Here is a 19,030-nt window from a genome sequence, read left to right as displayed (position 1 = left end):
GCAGGAAGGTGGAAGTGCGGTTTGGGAATCGCTGCAAGCACATCCCTGTGCGCTCGACAGCGGCCGTCCATGGCCGCTGACGCTCCCAAACCGCACTTCCACCTTCCTGCATCCCCTCTGTGCCATCCTTCTACATCCGGTACACGTAACTGCGCTCGTCATCTGCAGGCAGCGTGGAGGCTACCGACAGGCACAGCGCCAACACATCCCGGGTTTGTTCCGGCTCAATGATGCCGTCATCCCAGATCCGCGAGGTGGCGTAGTAGGCATTACTTTTTTCGGCGTACATGGCGCGGGTTTCCCGATCCAGTTTTTCTAGGGATTCCGGTGTCGCCTTATTGCTGATGCTGGACCTGGCCAACTCCATCACCACGTTGGTGCCAATGTCGGGGCTCATGGTGGCCACCACCGAATTGGGCCAGGCAAACATCAGGTTCGGTCGAAAGCCCCGCCCGCACATGCCGTAGTTTCCCGCACCGTAGGAGCCGCCCACCACAATGGTGAAACGCGGCACCCTGGCACAGGACATGGCATACACCAGCTTGGCACTGTGCTTGGAAATCCCCCCCTGCTCCGCCGCTTTGCCCACCATGAAGCCCGGCACGTTTTGCAGGAACAGCAGGGGGATGTTGCGTTGCTCACAGAGGGAAATAAAATGCGCGCCCTTCACCGACGCATCAGCAAACAGCGGTCCGTTATTACCGAGAATGCCCACCGGATAGCCGTCAATGTGGGCGGTGCCACAAATCAGGCTGGTGCCCCACTGGGGTTTGAATTCCTGGAATTCACTGGCATCCACCAACCGGGCAATCACCTCCCGAATGTCGTAGGGCTGGGCAAAATCCCGGCTCACGATGCCTTTCAACTCATCGATGTCGTAGACCGGCGGCTTGCTGTCTTTGCGCCGTTGCTGGCAGGCCGGCTTGCGATTCAGTCCCGCCACAATGTCCCGCATGCGGGCCAAGGCTTCCTGCTCGGTTTCGGCAATATAGTCCGACACTCCGGATACGGTGGTGTGCATCTCGGCACCGCCCAGCTCCTCCGGACTGATGTCTTCATTGATGGCGACTTTAACGATGGAGGGGCCGCCCAGGTGGATGGTGGCATTGCCGCGCACCATCACCACTTCATCAGATAGCGCCGGAATATAAGCCGCACCGGCGGTGGAGACACCGAATACCGCCGCCAGTTGCGGCAGACCCCGGGCCGACATATTGCATTGGCGGAAGAAAATATTGCCGAAGTGATCCCGGTCCGGAAACACCCGGTCCCATTCATGCAGGTAGGCACCACCGCAATCCACCAGATAGATGCAGGGCAGGTTGTGCTTATCGGCAATTTCCTGGGCGCGGATGTGCTTTTTTACGGTCTCCGGATAATAGGCGCCGCCTTTCACCGTGGAATCATTGGCCACGATGACGCAATGGGCTCCATGAATCACACCGATGCCGGTCACCACACCGGCACTGTGCACCCGCCCACCGTACTGCTCATAAGCTGCCAGGGTGGAGAACTCCAAAAACGGCGTACACGGGTCCACCAACAGGTCAATACGTTCCCGTGGCAGCAGCTTTCCCCGCCGGCGATGCCGTTCGATCAGGTGATCCCGGCCACCGTTGATGGCCTCTTCCATGCGACTGCGGAGTTGCAATGACAACTCAGTGTGATACGCGTAGTTATCACGGTAGGCGTCGGCATTCTTGTTGACGTTGCTCGCTATTCTGCTCATTCAGATTTCCAACTACTTAGTTCGGCCTGTGCCTTCCCAGTACGGCGCACGAATCAGTTTGCGGCTCATCTTGCCCACCGGGGTGCGGGGTAAGGGTGTGGTCTGGATTTCCACCTTGATGGGCTTTTTGTATGACCCCAATTCCTTGGCACACATTTCAATGAGTTCCTGCTCGGTCACCTGTGCCGGGTCATCCACCATGACGATGGCATAAGGGGATTCACCGAAGCGTTCATGGGGCACACCAAAGGCCACCACCTCAATCACCTGTTCATGGGTGGCCAACACATTTTCCAGCTCCGTCGGCCAGATGTTGAAACCACCGGAAAGAATCATGTCGTCTTTGCGGTCGAACATATACAGGTAACCATTGTGATCCAGGTAACCTACGTCTCCGGTGTGAATAAAGCCTCGCACCACGGTCTTGGCAGAAGCTTCCGGGTTTTCCCAATAACCACTCATCTGACCGTCGTTACGGAAACAGATCTCGCCCTCCTCACCATAAGGCAGCGCCTGCTGGGTTTCCGGATCGCGAATTTCCACTTCACAGAACGGATGCACTTTGCCCAAGGACCGCAGTGGATTGGAACCGGCCACCTCCGTCACCCACTCTGATGCCATGGTCATGGTGACCGGCACGCCTTCCGACTGACCGTACAGCTGACACAGCGCATCGCCCCAGATGCCATGGGCTTTGCGCACCGAGGCTTCGGTAATGGGCGCCGCACCGATCATCAATACCTTCAGGCTGGAGTAATCCCGCGTCTCCACGCCTTTGACGTGCATGATGTCGTTCACCATGGTGGGTGCCACAAACATGTACGCCACTTTTTCGTGTTCCATCAGATCCACCACCGCATCGGCCTGGTATTTTTCCACCACCAGGTTGACACCCCCCATCAACCAGATTGGCACAAACATATAACCGGAGGCGTGGGAGATGGGTGCGATGTGCATGCACACATCCCCGGGGGAAACCGGAGGCAGGGTGAAAAACCAGTTGCGACCGATCTCGAGCCAGGAGCGGTGGGTAAAGGCCACCCCTTTGGGTTTGCCGGTGGTGCCGCCGGTATGGCGAATCACGTAGTTCTGTTCCGGCTCCACCGCCACATCGGGGTCCGTATCCGGAAAGCTGGCCAACCAGTCCTCGTAACCGCTTTTCTGCCGCACGATGATGTGCTCCAGTTCTGCCAGCTCGTGGTTCATGCCTTCCAACTGATCTGCGTAATGTTCGGCCACCACCACCGCTCGACAATGAGTGTGTTCCATCATGTACTGGTGGCTGCTGCGGGCGTTACGGGCATAGAGCGGCACCCGCGTGATGTTGGCAATGGCCGCCCCCAGGAAGAAGTCCACCGCCTCCAGAGTATTGTCCTCCAGCGACGCCACCGCATCGCCGGGTTTCAGGCCCATGGACAACAACAGGTTCGCCATGCGACACCCCCGCTGCCAGGCCTGGGCGAACGTCAATCGTGATGTGCCGGCAATGATGGCGGGTTTATCCGCATGGAACTGGGCTGAACGACGCATCATGTCTCGAATATTCATCGTATATTCCTCGTTGTAATTATGTCTGTCCCGGTTAATCTGCGTGCCATACCCACTGCAATGGCGATCTGGTTATTACTGTCTGGTTATTACTGTGCGTCCACCCCGTGCGCTGCCTGATCGCGAAACCCCCGGCGGGGTGCGGGCGGCATGCCGTCCACATAGGCCGGATACAGGGCCTGCATCACACCATCACGCTCAGCCACCAACCGCCGGGCCTCCATATGATCGCTGTGTAGGGCTGTGGCCATATCCCGAACCACATTGAAGCAACACGCCACAGGATCAAAACGCGCCTCGCATTCCGTCACCGTGAGCTCGGCAAAATAGCGCTCCAGTTCTGACTGCAATGCGGTTTGTGGTAACGGGTCGTGCATGCGCGCCAACCATTCCGGTCGGCCTGCCGCCTCACAGAACGCCTGCCAGAATTTCGCTTCCACCGCCCCCAGCGCCACCCGTTGCCGGTCTTTCGTCTGATAGGTGCGGTAGCGGGCTGCCCCGCCGTTCAACAACGCTTGGGCGCGGGGCATTCCGGAACCGTTCTGCTGTGCGTCCACCAGTGAAAACGCCATCAACGGCATCACCGCATCCGCCAACGCCACTTCGATGTGACAGCCTTGTCCACTGCGTTGCCGTTCCAATAAGGCGGCCAGGACACTGCTCAACCCGAACAGGGATGCCGAGCAATCCGCCAACGGCGGCCAGGGTGCTATCGGTTGGTCTGCGGTGCCAGTCCCTTCCAGCACGCCATTCATGGCCAAGTAGTTGATGTCGTGACCCACGGCTTGCTGCAGCGGCGATTGCGTGCCGTAGCCATTGAGGGAACAGATCACCAGTTGCGGATACCGTTTCCGCAAATCCGCCACCGACAGATCCAGCTTATCCAGCACTCCGGGGCGGAAGGATTCGAACAGCACATCCGCATCCTGCAACAACTCCGCGAGCCTGGCCTGGCCTGCTGCGGATTTGAGGTTTAACTGCAACCCCACTTTGCCGCCATTCACCGCATCAAAATAAGCGGAATGCCCGTGCTCACCCGGCGGCCCGATGAAACGCAGCTCCTCCCCATCTGGGGGTTCCACCTTGATCACGTCCGCCCCCAGGTCCACCATCATCAACGTGGCCAGCGGGCCGGGCAGGTGGCGGCTCAAATCCACCACCTTGATGCCCTGCAGGAATTGATTGATGCGACTCATGGATGCTCCGCGTGGGCTTGATTGCGACCTCAGGTGAAGGTCACATCCAGTCCCAGTTCCTTGGCAATGATCATGGTCTGGATCTGGCTGGAGCCGTCGCCAATGCGGGTAATGCGGGTATCGCGCAGATAGCGGGACACCGGACAATCATTCATAAAGCCATAACCACCGTGCACCTGTACGGCCAGATCGGCCACCTCCGATGAGGATTCGCAGCAGTAGTACTTGGCCATGGCCAATTCATAAATACTGGCGGTGCCGGCATCGGCTTTCATGGCCGCGGAGCGTGCCAGCATGCGCGAGGTTTCCACTTTCACCGCCATGTCGGCAATCATCTTCTGCACCAGTTGCAAACCACCCAGGCTGCGGCCGAAAGCCTGGCGCTCTTTGGCGTAGGCAATGGAATGATCCAGGCAGGCCTGGGACAAGCCCAAGGCACAGGCGGACAGGAAGCAGCGGGCGGATTGATAGGTTTTGTGGACGATGTAACGGCCATCCCCTTCGTTGCCCACCATCATTTCGTCGCCCACTTCCGCGCCGTCCAGATAGATAGGGTGCGTGTCGGAGGAACGCCAGCCCAGCTTGTCATAGGACTTGCCGATGGTGACACCGGGGGTTCCTGCGGGCACCAGGAACAAACTCATTTTGGTTCGCTCTGCGTCTTTCGGGCTGGTCACGGCCCCCACCAGGTTATAGGCGGTAATGTCCGTGCCGGAGTTGGTGATAAAGGCTTTCTCGCCACTGATGGACCACTTGTCGCCTTTCTTGTCGGCACGGGTGGTGAATCCGGCAGTCCAGGACCCGGCCTGGGGCTCGGTACCGGCAATGGAACCCACCGCTGTTCCGGCGACGATACCGGGCAGGAATTCCTGCTTCTGCATGTCACTGCCGAACGTCTGCAGGGTCAGGCCGGTGGCCACCGCCACCATCACCGACAGGGCAAAGGTCTGATCCGCCCGCGCCAGCTCTTCAATGGCCAGGGACATCTCCAGAATGCCCAGCCCCAAACCCCCGTGTTCTTCTTTGAACGGAATGGCGCAGACGCCGATATCCTGATTCATTTTCAGGTAGAGGTCGGTGGGAAACTGGGCTTTCTGGTCCAGTTCATAGGCGATGGGGGCCAGCTCGGATTGGGCCCACTCCCGGACGGTGTGTTGCAAGTTCTTCTGGTCTTCCGTCAATTCAAACATCGTGAGGATTCCGTTATTGGTTCGGCGTTGAAATCATTATGCGGACAACCCCCTGGGCACCCATCGTCCAAGTGGACTAGGACATTCCAAAGCACCTGCAATACCTTTTGAATCCAGCTTTTAGCCCCAAAAAACCATAACAATTCATAACCAATTACAACAACAGAGGCTGACATGCATTCACGGTGGTTCCTGCACCTGATAACGTCGATAACGGTATTGCTATCCGGTTGTTCGGTCCGGGACATGGCCGCCTCGGGCATGGTCTCTTTCGGCAATGAGTACATCAGCCCCTGGTTTATGGCATCCGACGATACCGACGTCATGTGCGCCATGGGGGAAGGCATGGGCGCCATGACATTTCCGCTGGGGCCTAATGTGGACCCCATGATTCCCATGTTGACCCTGGCGTCCGGCATGTGCGCGGACGAGAAAGCCAAAGAGGAGGAACTGCGTTTTCTGCGCGCCATGCGCAAGAACGACGTGGCCACCGCCCAGGATGCCCGCACCCTGCAAAAACGCTGGACCACGCTGGCCGCCCGCCGCCAGTACATGGGCTACCAGGCGGTGGTGCGTTACTTCGGCGACCCCACTGACGGCTGCCCGCAGTTCGACGACCGGCACGAAGAAATGAGTTATCTGTTCGGGATGTTCGGCGGGCTGCAGGCATTTCAATCTGACCTGAACACCGGCGGTGCTGCCGGCGTATCCCTGGACACCATGCCGAAAGCCCTGGCGGGATTACAGTGCGTGAACAGCGATGCATTCTGGGGCATCCCCAATGGGGTATTGGCGGTGACCGACATCACCAAAGCCAGGCTGGACAATAACACGGCGGCCGAGCAAGCCGGCCTGGCGCGCCTGCAACAGGCAGCGGCCAGCGGTGAACAGCAAGGGGTACGGATGGTGCACCTGCTGGAAGCCACCCTCTATGCCAGCCAGGGGGACGAAGCCAACATCAAAGCGGTGGTACGCAAGCACGTTGCCGTCAAACAGGAAACACCGGCCAACCCGGACCTGAAACTGCTGGATGAAATGACCACCCGCGGCATCCGCCTGATCTCCGACAAACTGTGGACCGCCCACACCGGACAACGCACGCCGTTCGGCAAGCTGGGTACGTTCTGGGATGACCCGGCCATCCCCAGTGACGCCATGGACATCGACGATCTGCTTTAAAATCCGCCCAACCTCGCGAGGACATCAGCATGACATTCAAACCAAGCAAGCAAAGCCTGTTGCGGGGAATGGCCAGCGGCGGCCTGCTGCTGATGCACAGTCTGCTGCAGGCCGCCGAACCGGTTCCCCTTACCATGTGCGGTTTTATGATGATGGGGGAAGGCGGGCCGGAACACCAAATGCTGCTGGATTACCAGACCGCTGCGCTCAACTGGGGCGTAAAAGTAGAGCTGAAACCCTACAGCAACGAGAACATCGTAGCCGAGGAGTTGAAATCCGGCGTCTGCGACCTGGCCAACATGTCCAGCCTGCAGGCACGCAAATTCAATAAGTTCACTGGCACCCTGGACGCCCCGGCCTCCATGCCCACGTACGACCACTTGCACACGGTTCTGCAAACCCTGGCCAAGCCCTCTGCAGCCAAATACATGCGCAATGGTGAGTTCGAAGTCATCGGCGTACAACCGGCCGGCGCAGTCTACATTTTCAGTAACGACAACCGGGTGCGCAGCCTGTCCGATTTATCCGGCAAGCGCATGGGGGTCATGGACAGCATGCCCGAGATGCGGCAACTGGTGGTGGATCTGGGCATGACGCCGGTGTCCTCCACCCTCACCAACCTGTTCCAGAAGTTCAACAACAAAGCCATCGACATCACCGGTGGCCCGGCCATCCTTTATGAAATGATGGAACTGCACAAAGGGCTGGAGCCCAACGGCGGCATTCTCAACGAACCCATCCTGCAGGGCAATTCCCAGTACATTGCCCGCTGGTCACGATTACCGGAGGGCTTTGCCCAGCACTCGCGGGAATATTTTATCCGTAATTTCAACCAGAGCCTGGAGCTGATCCGCGCCGCCGAGGATAACATTCCCAAAGACCTGTGGATTCCACTGGCCGAGGACAAGCGCGCAGAATACAACGAGCAAACCCGCAAGCTGCGATTGTCGTTCCGGGATGACAATCTCTACGATGCCCGCATGCTGACCCTGTTGCGCAAGGTGCGCTGCAAAAAAGATCCTACCCGGGCCGAGTGCACCGACCCCAATGCCGAATAACCTCAACAGGGTAACCATGTGAAAGAGTTGTCGCTGCAATCCACCGCCCACCCCGTCAAAGACAGCCTGCTGGAACGACTGCCGGTGGTGGCGATTCTGCTGTTGCTGATTTTTGTCATCTTTGCCCGCACCGGTGAAAGCGTGCACGGGCAAATGACCCAGCTGGGTGCCTATCTGTGGGAGGATTACTTTGTGCTGCGGTCCGAGGTGAGCACCCCGACCTGCAATCCGCACATGGACATTGAGCAACGCCTGCAGCAACTGGAAGCCGAAGCCGGTGCCGACGATTTCGACTTATTTGATGACGCGCTTGATGATGGCTTTGATCGCGATGCCGCCCGTACCTCACTGGTCAAACAACAACAGCAATGTGCGCTGGCCCATGAACAGGCCGCCCGCTACCTGGCGCAACTGACCCCAGCCTTGGAGCTGTACCGCTCGGTGGAGCATGTGTTTTCCCAAGCCAGTATTTTTTCCACCGAACACCAGACGTTGCTGCTGATGGCGCTGCTGTTTATCTCCGCCGGGGTGGCCACCGGCAAACGCCATCACATCAGTTTCCGCCCCATGCTGTCGGCGCTGGATCACAAACTCTCCACCACCCTGCAATTGACCGCCAACAGCGCCCTGGCGATCTCGGCCTGGTTCTTCCGTCACAATGCCCTGTCATCCGACATCGCCGCCACCAATCCGGAAATCATCAACGGCCTGGTGATCGGCTCCACCGCCCTGGCCCTGTTGTCACTGTATCAATTGTTGACCCTGCCCAAGCACCTGCCGCAACAGGGCTCCCTGACCCACGCCCTGCTGTCGGTACCGCTGTACACCATCGTCATGCTGCTGTTCGCCGTTATAGTGCTGGTACACCAACAGCATACGGCCGGTTTATCCCTGTATTTCAGCGCTTTCTTCGACCACTCCGGCACCTACATTGATGTGGCCCTCTATCTCTGGTGCGGCATGCTGCTGAAGCAAACCCAACTGGGGGAACGGGTGTTCAGCCTGTTCACACCCTGGAAACTGCCGCCGGAACTGCTGGCGTTTGTCGCCATTGTGGTGATGGCCATGCCCACGGCTTACACTGGCGCCTCCTCCATCATTATCCTGGCCATGGGGGCGGTGGTGTATCGGGAGTTGCGCAAGGTGGGCACCCGCCGGCAACTGGCCCTGGCCGCCACCGCCATGAGCGGCAGCTCCGGCATTGTATTGAAGCCCTGTCTGATCGTGGTGATCATTTCCATTCTGAATAAAGAAGTGGTCACCGACGATTTGTTCTACTGGGGCATCCGGGTGTTTCTGCTGACGGCGTTTGTATTTTTCGTGTATGCCATGATCACCCGCCGCGATCCCCTGCAGATCGCCACAGCACGGGATGCCCTGCCGCAAATGACCGGCAACGCCAAACCCCTGCTGCCCTATCTGCTGGTGTTCGCCCTGGTCACCGGCGCCTATCTGTGGATTCTCGACGCCAGGCTGGATCAGTTTTCCGCCCCCATTATCCTGCCGGTGATCATCTTCTGGTGGATTGTATTCGAACGCAAAGTCAGCCGAGCGCCGGCGCTCTACCATGAGCCCGAGCGGCAGGACACATTAGGGGGCTCACTCACCTATTCCATGACCGATGCCTCCATTCATATCGGCGGACTGCTGATGATGATGTCCACCTTTATGATCATCACCAGCCTGGGTGGCAAAACGGTGTCTGCCAGCTTCCTGCTGGATGTCAGCAATCCGTTCTGGGTCATGGCGGCGCTGATGGCAATGTTCGTTCTGATCGGTATGTTTATGGAATCCATGGCGGCGGTGGGTCTGGTGTCGGTGGCCATTGCCCCCATTGCCTATCAGCAGGGTATTGATCCTGTGCACTTCTGGATGACGTGCCTGGTGGCACTGGAACTGGGATACCTGAGCCCGCCGGTGGCCTTAAGCCACATCTTTACCCGGCAGGTGGTCGGTGAAGAGGAAGCCACCCTGGCCGCAGCGGAAGGCGACAGCTTTTACTATCGGCACGAGCGGTTACTGCTGCCGCTGCTGGTGATGTCCACCACGTTGCTGCTGGTGGGATTCGGCCCGCTGTTGGTCGGTTATCAATAGGGTTTATTGTTGATAGGGCTGGGCATCGTGCCAGCGCACCCAGCGGGCTTCCAGGGCCCGCAGGTCCTCATCCTGGGGATTGATCTGCAATCCCCTGGCAATCAGCTCACGGGCGGTTTCCAGATTCTCGTCATCCAGATAATGACTGCCCATTTCATAGTACGCATTGGCATAGAGATCCTGTGCGGCTTTCACCTGCTCATCCGCCAAATTCAGCTCCAACACGGCCATGTAGGCGGCGTAGGCGTTATCCATGTCCACCATGGATAATTTTTCCTTGCGCTTCAAGCGGGCCAGCCAGCGTTCCAATCGCTCGGTCAGCTCCAGGTTTTTCAAGCGGCGAATCACCACCAGCTTGTCTTCCACCTTGAGCTCATATTCATAGTCGACCTTATCCCGGGCTGCCACCAATTGCGCACGGGCAGCATAGGTCTCCGCCTGATCCAGTTCGCCTTCGTTCAGATGCTGGCTGGCAATGGCCAGGTAACGGTCCACGATGCGGCCCAACCCGGCTTTGGCGGCGGCGTGGTCCGGGTCCCGCTCGAGGACTTTCATGTACAACTGATACGCGCTGTTTTCCATGGGCTGCATCAGGTGGTTGCTGTACATGGCGTGATTGGCGTCAGCCAACAGGGCTTCTATTTCCGCGGCGGGCGATGGCTCTGCTGTTTCGGCTTCCAACACCGGAGCAAGCGCCATCGTATCAGCGTCGGTGGGCTGTGCCTGTTCTGGGAGCGTGGTCTCGATCCGTTGCGGAGCCTCTGTCGGAGCAGTCAGTACGGCTTCATGCCCAGCCTGCGTCAGGTCGGCTGCAACATCGGCCGCAGCCACAACCTCTGTCATCGGCGCCGGCACCGGGTCGGTTACGGGTTCCACACTGCTCAGGGCGGCGTGCTGCTGCAGTGGCGTCTGCGGCGGCGGGTTAGGCTGGCTTAAATTGGCTTGCGCCGTATGCGATGGAGAGGCTGCATTCGCCAGCGGTTGTGGCACCCGGCCACTGCCATCCATACCCAGGAAAAACAACAACAGCACCACCGATGCCGCACAGCCAGCCAGAACGATCTTGGCTTTCATCGTCAACTGATCATCCCGGGCGGCGTCCGGGTAAGGGTATGAGTTGCTGGGTGAGTTACTGGATTGATGGCCAGGCGGATGAGCGGCAGGCAGGGTCAGGCTGCGGGGGGACACCTTACCCAGCGGCACCCGAATGCTGCCGCCCTGACCGGCGGCGCCTGGTGCCGGCTTGCTCCCGGTCTTTTTGGCCTGGGGTTGGGTTGTGGTTGCGCCGGCCTCCCCACTCTCAGCCTTACCGAGCGCTGGTTTGCTGTGCGCGGCCTGTTTGCGCATGACCGCCGCCTGAATACGACCGCCGCCCTGCTGCGGAGCCGCCATGCCCTCGGCTTGGGGAACACGGGCAGGCATCACGACGGTATCTTCGTCAGTGCCGCTGCCCTGCTCTGAAACCGGATCGGACTGCGCCGGGCTGACTGGCTTGGCACTCACCTCAGCCTGGGCAACGGGCACTTCCGCGGTGACGGGGGGCGCCACCACTGCGACCCCGGGCTCTGCAGTAGAGGATCCTGCAGTAGAGGGCTCTGCAGTGGCGGGTTTTGCTACTTTTGCTACTTTTGCTACTTTTGCTACTGTCGCCTGCTGCACCGCATCCGCCAGCGCCTGTCCGCTTTGGAAACGGTCATCGGGATTTCTGGCCACCATTTTTTCGAACAGGGGCTGCAGGTGGGCAAAACGCTCCGGCAATGTCGCCGCCGGCAACGCTCCATAGGCACTCTTGATGACGGAAAACACTGTGGAGTTGGCCGGGCGCAGAGGCTCCCCGGTCAACATCTCGTAGAATACCAGCCCCAGACTGTAGAGGTCTGAACGCGCATCCGGCGCCCGCGCCAACGCCTGTTCCAGACTCAAGTAAGGTGCGTAATAATCCAACACACCCGACGAGGCGCTTTCACTGAAAGATTCGTTGATCACCCTGGCCATGCCGAAATCGCTGAGCACCACACTGCCGTCTTCCCGGAACAGGATGTTCTCCGGCTTCACACAGCCGTGGATAACGGCTTTGGAATGGGCGTAGTCCAGCGCCAACGCCAACTCCACCAGAATCCGGGTGGCCTGCTGCAGTGCCAAGCCCTGACCGATCCGGCTGCGCAGATTCCCGCCCGGCAGGTATTCCATGGTGATGTAGAAACTGGCATCAGCATCGCCATCGGAGTATCCCGCGGTATAGATGGGGGCAATGCTGCGATGGTTAAGGCGCGCCGCCCCCCGGGCTTCCCGCAGGATATCTTCGCTGAAACGGGCATCGCGGCCGTACTGCGGCAGCAGCACTTTCACCGCCGCTTCCCGGGCGATCTCGCGTTGCAGCGCCAGGTAGACTTTGGTGACGCTGCCACTGCCGATTTCTTTGATTAATTCAAAACCTGGAATCGTCTGCGCCATGGTTTTACTGATATCCGTAACACGTTCCTTGTTCATGTGATTTTCAAGTTCATGTCAGTTGCATGTACGGGCAAGAGTATCAGTAAAAGCGGTCCATAAACCACTCGTCGCCATTTTTCTTACGTTCCCAGCGGGCATTCAGATCCTGCAGCTTTTCGTGTTCGGGATTGATCTCCAATCCTTTGGTAATCAGGTCGCCGGACACCTCCAGATCATCGGATTTAAAATAGCGCTTGCCGAGATTGAAGAATGCATTGGCATACACTTCGTGGGCCACAGACACTTTCGGATCACGGTAATTGTGATTCAGCACCGACATGTAGGATTCATAGGCACGGTTCAGGTCTTCCGGTGTCAGGTTTTGTTTCTGTTTCACAACAGAAATCCAGGTTTCCAGTTGCTCCATGACCTCCAGGTAGCGCACGCGCTCGATGGTGCTCTGCATGCGCCCCACCTCCTGCTTTTGCTCCGCGGACACACCGTCCAATGCTGCCACCGCAGCGGCCCGATCTGCATATTCCTGCGCCTGGTCCAGCTCACCCTCATTCAATTGCCGACTGGCCAGCACCAGATACTTGCTCACAATGCGATCCAGGCCCTGGCGTGCTTCCGGGTTGGTGGGATTCAATTCCAGCGCTTGTAAGTACAGGGTGTAGGCGCTGGTTTGTTTTGGCAGCATCAGGCGGTCCCGGCGCAGGGCCTCCCGGGCCTGCCCCAATAAACGTTCCAGTTCCCCGCTGCTGGAGCCGGTGCCGTCGATGGGTACCCAATCCGGCTCGGCATCCGAGGCATTGGTGGTTGCGCTGTCGGTTGCGGTTTCCAGCAACGCCAATTGCAGGGTCTGCTGCTCTGCATCCTGCTCCTCCGGTGCGGCCTCGGCGGTGGCGATGATGCCCACGGAATGGGCTTTTTGCTCCGGCTGCGGTGGTGGCTCCCGCGGTGGCGCAGCCTCCTCAATGACTTCCGGCGGCGTGGCCGGGCCCGCACGGGTATCCAGGTCGTCCAGATAACTGGCCAGCACATCACCGGAATCCGCCTGCCCAGATGGCGGATCGGTTTGTTCCTGTTGTGTGAGCTGTTGTGTGAGCTGTTGCGCGGGAAGTTCGACTTTGGATTCCTCAGCGTTGGAAAGCTGTGGCGTATCCTCTTCCAGTACTGGGCCGGGCGCAGGATCAGGCGCCATCACCGGCGTCTGTGCCACCGGTTGCGCTGGGGACGGCAACTCATCTGCACCCCGGTTGGACAGGGTCAACCCGGCCCCCACCAGCAACACCACAGCCGCCGCCATGGCCCCCTGTTTTCTGCGATCTGTCAGCATGCCGGAGCGCAGGTTATGCAGTCGCGCCTCAATCTTGTGCTCAACCTGGATCGCCGCCTCGGACACCCGGCTGCTGAATTTGGCACGGCCCGCATCCCCTTGCAGCGAGGGCGCAGCCGCTTGCAACGAGGGCGCTGCCGCATGCCGACCGGTGGGCATCGGGGCGGGCGTCGCCACTGCCGCCCGATGCTGACCCGTGGCCGGTACCATGATTCGGGTGCCGCCGTCGGTTTCACTGACGAACGCCTCCTGCACAACGGTATTCCAGTTTTCCGGTGCCGCCCGCAAATAGGGTTCCAGGGCAAACGCCACTTCACCGGCGGATTGATAGCGGTCTTCCGGAGCCTTTGCCACCATTTTTTCCAACAGCGGCTGCAGATAGGAGAAAGTCTCCGGCAGTTGGGGAATCGGCTCGGAGATGTGCTTGATGGCCGCCGCTACCGACGAGTTGGCATCATATAAAGGCTTGCCCACCAGCACCTCGTAGAACACAACCCCAAGGCTGTAGATGTCGGAGCGGATGTCGATTTCCCGGGCCAGTGCCTGCTCCGGGCTCATGTAATGGGGGGAGCCCACAATCATGCCGGTGGACGTCATATTGCAGTCGGATGTATCGAGGGCTTTGGCAATACCAAAGTCAGTCAGCACCACGGTATTGTCTTCCCGGAACAAAATGTTTTCCGGTTTGATATCGCGATGAATGTAGGATTTTGAGTGGGCGTAGGCCAGGGCAGTGGCGATCTCATAAATCACGTGCAGCGCTTCTTCAGCGCGAATGCCCTGCTTCAGGCGTTGTTTCAGATCGCCGCCCGGCAGATACTCCATGGAAAGGTAGTGATGGGGCCCGGCCCGCCCCACATCAAACACCGGTACAATGTTGCGGTGATTCAGGCTGGCGATGATGCGGGCTTCGCGGAAGAAACGCTCACTGAATATCTCATCGCCGGTCAGGTGACGCGCCATGATTTTCAGCGCCACCTGGCGATTGAAACTTTCCTGCACCGCCACATAGACTGTGGCCATGCCGCCCTTGCCGATTTCTTTGACTATCTTATAGCCAGGTATTACCACTTCCATTGGAATACACCACCCCTCGTACTGTGCTTGACCCCGATGACTGAATAACGACGACGGTTGGGAGAGACCAATATTCTTGTGCCCTTAACCTGCGAATGTCCAGAGCCTGTGGGGCCCTCTGTGAAAATTACGGCTTTTTGTCCGGCATTGCCCCAAAAACTGATTGATCTTCGCACTAAGCGGGTTTGTATGGGGTGCAGGGACAAGCCGTATCTGGCCGAATGTGACGGAATTGTTGCCAGCCGCTGGACACTGATAGTAGCCTTGAACCAAGCATCAGCCTTGGGGAGCCTGTCGATATGTCGTTATTCGTCAAAGCCGCGGAAGTCTGGCAACCGGATCTGAGCGGCCAGTTTCTGGTCCTGGCCTCTTCACACTACGGCGATCTGGCGCAATTTGCATCCGCCAGCCAAGCCATGGCATTTGCCTTCGCAGAGGGTATGCCGGGGCGAACCTGGGCCGAGCGCCGCCCTCTGATCTGGACCGACCTCAGCGGGGAGGATTTCAAGCGCAGCCAGCTGGCCCAGGATGCCGGCCTGGCCTGCGCGCTGTCGATTCCGGTGTTCGCGGGTGACTTCCTGTTGGGCGTGGTGGTGTTGTTCTGTGGTGCCGGCAGCGACCTGTCCGGTGCTGTCGAAGTCTGGCATAACCCTTCCGGCAGCAGCAATGAACTCAAACTGGCGGATGGTTATTACGGACAGCTGGAACGATTTGGCTGGATCTCGCGCCGCCTCACCATGTTACGCGGCCGCGGTTTGCCGGGGCAGGCCTGGGATCAGAACCGGCCGGTAATGATCAATGACCTGCCCCATTCCAACAGTTTCCTTAGGGCGCGCAACGCCGAGGAAAGCGGCATCACCAGTGGCCTCGCGATCCCCTTCAGCTACGCCGCCAAGGATGTGCGCATTGTCACCTTCCTCTCTACACTGTCCACCCCCATCGCCAAGCGCTTTGAAGTCTGGGTGCCCGACCGGGATGACCGCTACCTGTTGTTACGCACCGGCTTCTGCTCAGAGTCCAGCGATCTGGAGCAACGTTATCTGGATACGGCCTTCGCCCGCGGACAGGGCGCCCTGGGTGAAACCTGGCTCAGTGGCCGCCCCCTGGTGGAGGAGTGTGATCACGCCAACCATGAGCGCTGTGTCTTTATCCCATTTATCGTGGAGGGCAAACTGCACTCCATCATTACGCTGGTGTTTTAAGGGTCCGCAAGCGGCCAACACACCAGCACCAGTTGTTCCGGTGTATGGCAACGGTCGGCGTTGCAGGCTCGCACTGTCACGCCCACTTTCAACCCGGCACCCTGCGTATGGGGCAGCGACAGCGTCCAGGTCCACTCCCAGACGGTCGCAGCAGGGTCATTCACGGTGTTTCCCAAAGACAACGGTATGGCCTCTGGTCGCTGGTCCGATCCATAATGCACGGCGGTTACCTGCCGGGGATCAATGTAAAAGGGGCTGCGTCCACGGATTGTCAGTTGTAAACGCTGCTCGCCATTCGCCTGAACACCCCGCCATTGTAAACGGGCCCACAAGGCACCCCCGGCTCCATACTGCAGCCCCTGGGCACTACCCTGTTGCCTGTGCACAATACCCTTCACCAGCATGGGCGAGGACAGCGGCGCCTGGTTCACGGAGGCCGCAAAGGTTCGCAGCTGGGTGTTGATTTTATCCCGCAACAACCACTCACCAGTTCGATCCTGCAGCTCCTGTAAAACCGTCAACATCAAGCCATTGCCACAGACGGTGGCGGAGTCCGCCACATTCTTGCTGCGCACCGGCAACGGCCCGGACACCTGCTTACCACTCACAAAGAAGCCACCCTGCTCCTTGTCCCAATATTGCTCCATGAGGGCACAGTAAAGTGTCATCGCCTGCTGTAACCACTGCGGATCCTGGGCCACATCATACAGTCGCAACAGGGCATCCAGCAGATGGGCATAGTCCTCCAGCAAGGCTTCCTCGGAGCCCTGCCCGCCCAGGCTCAGGCGCCAGAGGGCACCACTCTCTCGGCGATGCACGGCCAACAGAGTGGTGGCCGCCTGGCGGGCAATGTCGTAATAGTCCGGCTCATCCAACAGCCGCGCGGCTTCCGCATAGGCCGCAATCATCATGCTGTTCCACTCGGTAATCACCTTGTGGTCGGTCAAGGGTGGCTGGCGCAATGCCCGGTGTCGGTACAGGATCTGGCGGATTCGTGCCAAGCGCTCCACCAGTTCCGGATAGGGTACCTGCAGACGGTCGGCACAGGCCCGCAAATCCGATTGCAGGTTCAACACCAAGCGCCCCTCGAAGTTGCCCTGTTCTGTGATGGCATAACAACGGGTCAGCAGTTCAAACTCCGCCGGCTCCAGCAGCATTTTCAGCTCGGTGTGACGCCAGATATAAAACAAGCCTTCCTCGCCTTCGCTGTCGGCATCGCTGGCGGAAAAAAACAAACCCTGCGCGTCACGCATTTCCGTGCTGACATAGGCCAGGGTTTCCACCGCCAGACGCCGGTATTCCGGATTACCACTCAACGCAAAAGCCTGGGCATACACCCGCACCAATTGCGCCTGGTTATACAACATCTTTTCAAAGTGCGGTACTTGCCAACCCGGGTCCACCGCGTAACGATGAAAGCCCCCACCCACTTGATCGTAAAGGCCTCCCTGCAGCATGGCGTCGAGGGCACCACTCAGCATCCGCCAGAGTGGATTGTGCGGCAGCGGGCACTGAACATCCCGTGCCACCTGGTCCAGCAGGAACAACAGATACGGTTCCTGGGGAAATTTAGGTGCCTGGCCAAAGCCGCCGTGTTCTTGATCCTGCAGTTTGAGCAGGTGTTGACTGAGCATTTCCGGCAGCTGCGGGTCCGGTTGCTGCGGCTTCAGAACCGGTTCCAGGTAGCCTTTGACTTGCGCCAGCAGTTGATCAGCCTGCTGCATCAACTCCGCCTGTTCCTCCTGCCATAACAGGTGCACCTGTTGCAGCACTTCGATGAACTGGGCCTTGTTGTAATAGGTGCCCCCAAAAAATGGGGCGCCTTGCGGCGTCAGGAACAACGACATGGGCCAACCGCCACTGCCACGAATGATCTGCAACGCCGTCATGTACAATTCGTCCAGGTCCGGGCGCTGCTCGCGATCCAGTTTGATGGCAATGAAGTTCCGGTTCAGGTGCTCAGCCACCTGCAGGTCATCAAAACTTTCTTCTTCCATCACATGGCACCAGTGACAGGTACTGTACCCCACTGACAGGAACACCGGCTTGTTCTGCTCTTTGGCCAGCTGCAATGCGCCGGCATCCCAGCTGCGCCATTTCACCGGGTTGTGGGCATGCTGCAACAAATAGGGGGAGGATTCCCGAATCAGGTGATTCACGAAACGTGGATTGCCATCGGCATCCCGATGCCGGGTTCGAATGTCGTATTGCCCACGTTTTTGTTCCTGGGCTGCCTGCAGGCCAATACTGCGGATCATGGTTGGATGGTGACTCCTGATGCCTGTCGCAAACATGACAATGTCATATAGCAGTCAACCGTTTGGCCCTGCAACGGCGCTGACACTGTCGCCTTGAAACGCAATAACCATCTGTTCTAGCTGCAGTTATCGCTTCAACACCGGAACTCACTGGAGGCCGTCCGGATGGTTCGGGGATTGCAGATTCCATTCCAACAGAACGTCATCCGTACCCTGATGGAGGAACCGCCATGTCCATGGAACAACTCGCTGTCAGCAATGATTACGACTCCGTTGCCGATGCTGTCGATGACAGCCGTCAATTGATTGTGGCCTTCGCCTCTTCTGACGGTGACCTGGTGGATCAGCACTTTGGCTCGGCGGAAGCGTTTTATGTTTTCAGCATCAGTGCCGACACCGCCGACCTCATCACCCACAAGGATTTCGGTTATGAGAAAAAAGACGGCAACGAGGACAAACTGAAACCCAAGCTGTCCTGGCTGGTGGGTGCGGACATTGTTTACTGCGGTTCCGTGGGCGGCTCCGCCAGTCGCCAGTTGATCGCCTTGGGCATTACCCCCATGAAAGTCACCGGCGGGCCGGATGTGGAGGAACTCATCGCCGGCATCCAGAGCGAGTTGCAGGGTACACCGGCATTCTGGCTGGCCAACATTCTGAAGAAAAAACAGGGGCAAAGCGAAAGCCGGTTTGACGCCATGGACGACGAAGGTTGGGACGGCTGATCACC

Annotated in this window: 12 protein-coding genes; 5 read left to right on the top strand and 7 right to left on the bottom strand. The window is 58.8% G+C overall.

Translation table 11 applies throughout. The features are described from left to right. Nucleotides 1-130: 130 nt before the first annotated feature. From D9N14_RS04615 to D9N14_RS04600, 4 genes are all read right to left on the bottom strand, one after another. Nucleotides 131-1,729: an acyl-CoA carboxylase subunit beta gene (locus D9N14_RS04615; protein WP_290577422.1), complete on the bottom strand. Its 1,599-nt coding sequence runs from the start codon at nt 1,727-1,729 to the stop codon at nt 131-133. 12 nt (nt 1,730-1,741) lie between these two features. After that, nucleotides 1,742-3,277 carry a class I adenylate-forming enzyme family protein gene (locus D9N14_RS04610; RefSeq protein ID WP_290577420.1) on the bottom strand — a complete coding sequence of 512 codons (1,536 nt, stop codon included), beginning with the start codon at nt 3,275-3,277 and terminating at the stop codon, nt 1,742-1,744. An 89-nt stretch (nt 3,278-3,366) separates the two neighbouring features. Continuing rightward, complete coding sequence (locus D9N14_RS04605) at nt 3,367-4,473, bottom strand: CaiB/BaiF CoA transferase family protein (RefSeq protein ID WP_290577418.1); 1,107 nt, start codon at nt 4,471-4,473, stop codon at nt 3,367-3,369. Between the two features lie 29 nt (nt 4,474-4,502). Continuing rightward, nucleotides 4,503-5,663, bottom strand: coding sequence for an acyl-CoA dehydrogenase family protein (locus D9N14_RS04600; RefSeq protein WP_290577416.1), 1,161 nt, complete (start codon nt 5,661-5,663; stop codon nt 4,503-4,505). Between the two features lie 174 nt (nt 5,664-5,837). On the opposite strand from D9N14_RS04600, the gene D9N14_RS04595 reads away from it, so the two are divergent. The 3 genes from D9N14_RS04595 to D9N14_RS04585 are packed head-to-tail and all read left to right on the top strand — an operon-like array spanning nt 5,838 to nt 9,994. Next, nucleotides 5,838-6,842: a hypothetical protein gene (locus D9N14_RS04595; RefSeq protein WP_290577414.1), complete on the top strand. Its 1,005-nt coding sequence runs from the start codon at nt 5,838-5,840 to the stop codon at nt 6,840-6,842. A 29-nt stretch (nt 6,843-6,871) separates the two neighbouring features. Next, entirely contained in the window at nt 6,872-7,900 is a 1,029-nt protein-coding gene (locus tag D9N14_RS04590) for a putative solute-binding protein (protein ID WP_290577412.1), read from the top strand. An 18-nt stretch (nt 7,901-7,918) separates the two neighbouring features. Beyond that, nucleotides 7,919-9,994, top strand: a complete 2,076-nt coding sequence (locus D9N14_RS04585; RefSeq protein WP_290577410.1) for a TRAP transporter large permease subunit — start codon at nt 7,919-7,921, stop codon at nt 9,992-9,994. Between the two features lie 3 nt (nt 9,995-9,997). Here the strand turns inward: D9N14_RS04585 and D9N14_RS04580 are convergent, their stop codons facing one another. Both D9N14_RS04580 and D9N14_RS04575 read right to left on the bottom strand, forming a co-directional pair. Beyond that, nucleotides 9,998-12,484: a serine/threonine protein kinase gene (locus D9N14_RS04580; RefSeq protein ID WP_290577408.1), complete on the bottom strand. Its 2,487-nt coding sequence runs from the start codon at nt 12,482-12,484 to the stop codon at nt 9,998-10,000. Between the two features lie 43 nt (nt 12,485-12,527). Beyond that, nucleotides 12,528-14,843 carry a serine/threonine protein kinase gene (locus tag D9N14_RS04575; RefSeq protein WP_290577406.1) on the bottom strand — a complete coding sequence of 772 codons (2,316 nt, stop codon included), beginning with the start codon at nt 14,841-14,843 and terminating at the stop codon, nt 12,528-12,530. A 299-nt stretch (nt 14,844-15,142) separates the two neighbouring features. On the opposite strand from D9N14_RS04575, the gene D9N14_RS04570 reads away from it, so the two are divergent. Continuing rightward, a complete protein-coding gene (locus D9N14_RS04570; protein WP_290577404.1) occupies nt 15,143-16,045 on the top strand; it encodes a GAF domain-containing protein in 903 nt (300 codons plus the stop codon). Here the strand turns inward: D9N14_RS04570 and D9N14_RS04565 are convergent. Next, nucleotides 16,042-18,303, bottom strand: coding sequence for a thioredoxin domain-containing protein (locus D9N14_RS04565; RefSeq protein WP_290577403.1), 2,262 nt, complete (start codon nt 18,301-18,303; stop codon nt 16,042-16,044). The two genes, D9N14_RS04570 and D9N14_RS04565, sit on opposite strands and share 4 nt — an antisense overlap. Before the next feature lie 230 nt (nt 18,304-18,533). On the opposite strand from D9N14_RS04565, the gene D9N14_RS04560 reads away from it, so the two are divergent. After that, the gene (locus D9N14_RS04560; protein ID WP_290577401.1) at nt 18,534-19,025 is read left to right on the top strand and encodes a NifB/NifX family molybdenum-iron cluster-binding protein; all 492 of its coding nucleotides are present in this window, start codon (nt 18,534-18,536) and stop codon (nt 19,023-19,025) included. The last annotated feature ends 5 nt before the right edge of the window (nt 19,026-19,030 follow it).

The organism is Ketobacter sp. (assembly GCF_003671495.1).
GTDB lineage: Bacteria > Pseudomonadota > Gammaproteobacteria > Pseudomonadales > Ketobacteraceae > Ketobacter.
The sequence above is the reverse complement of the archived record's forward strand: the minus strand, read 5'-3'. Positions and strand labels throughout refer to the sequence as shown.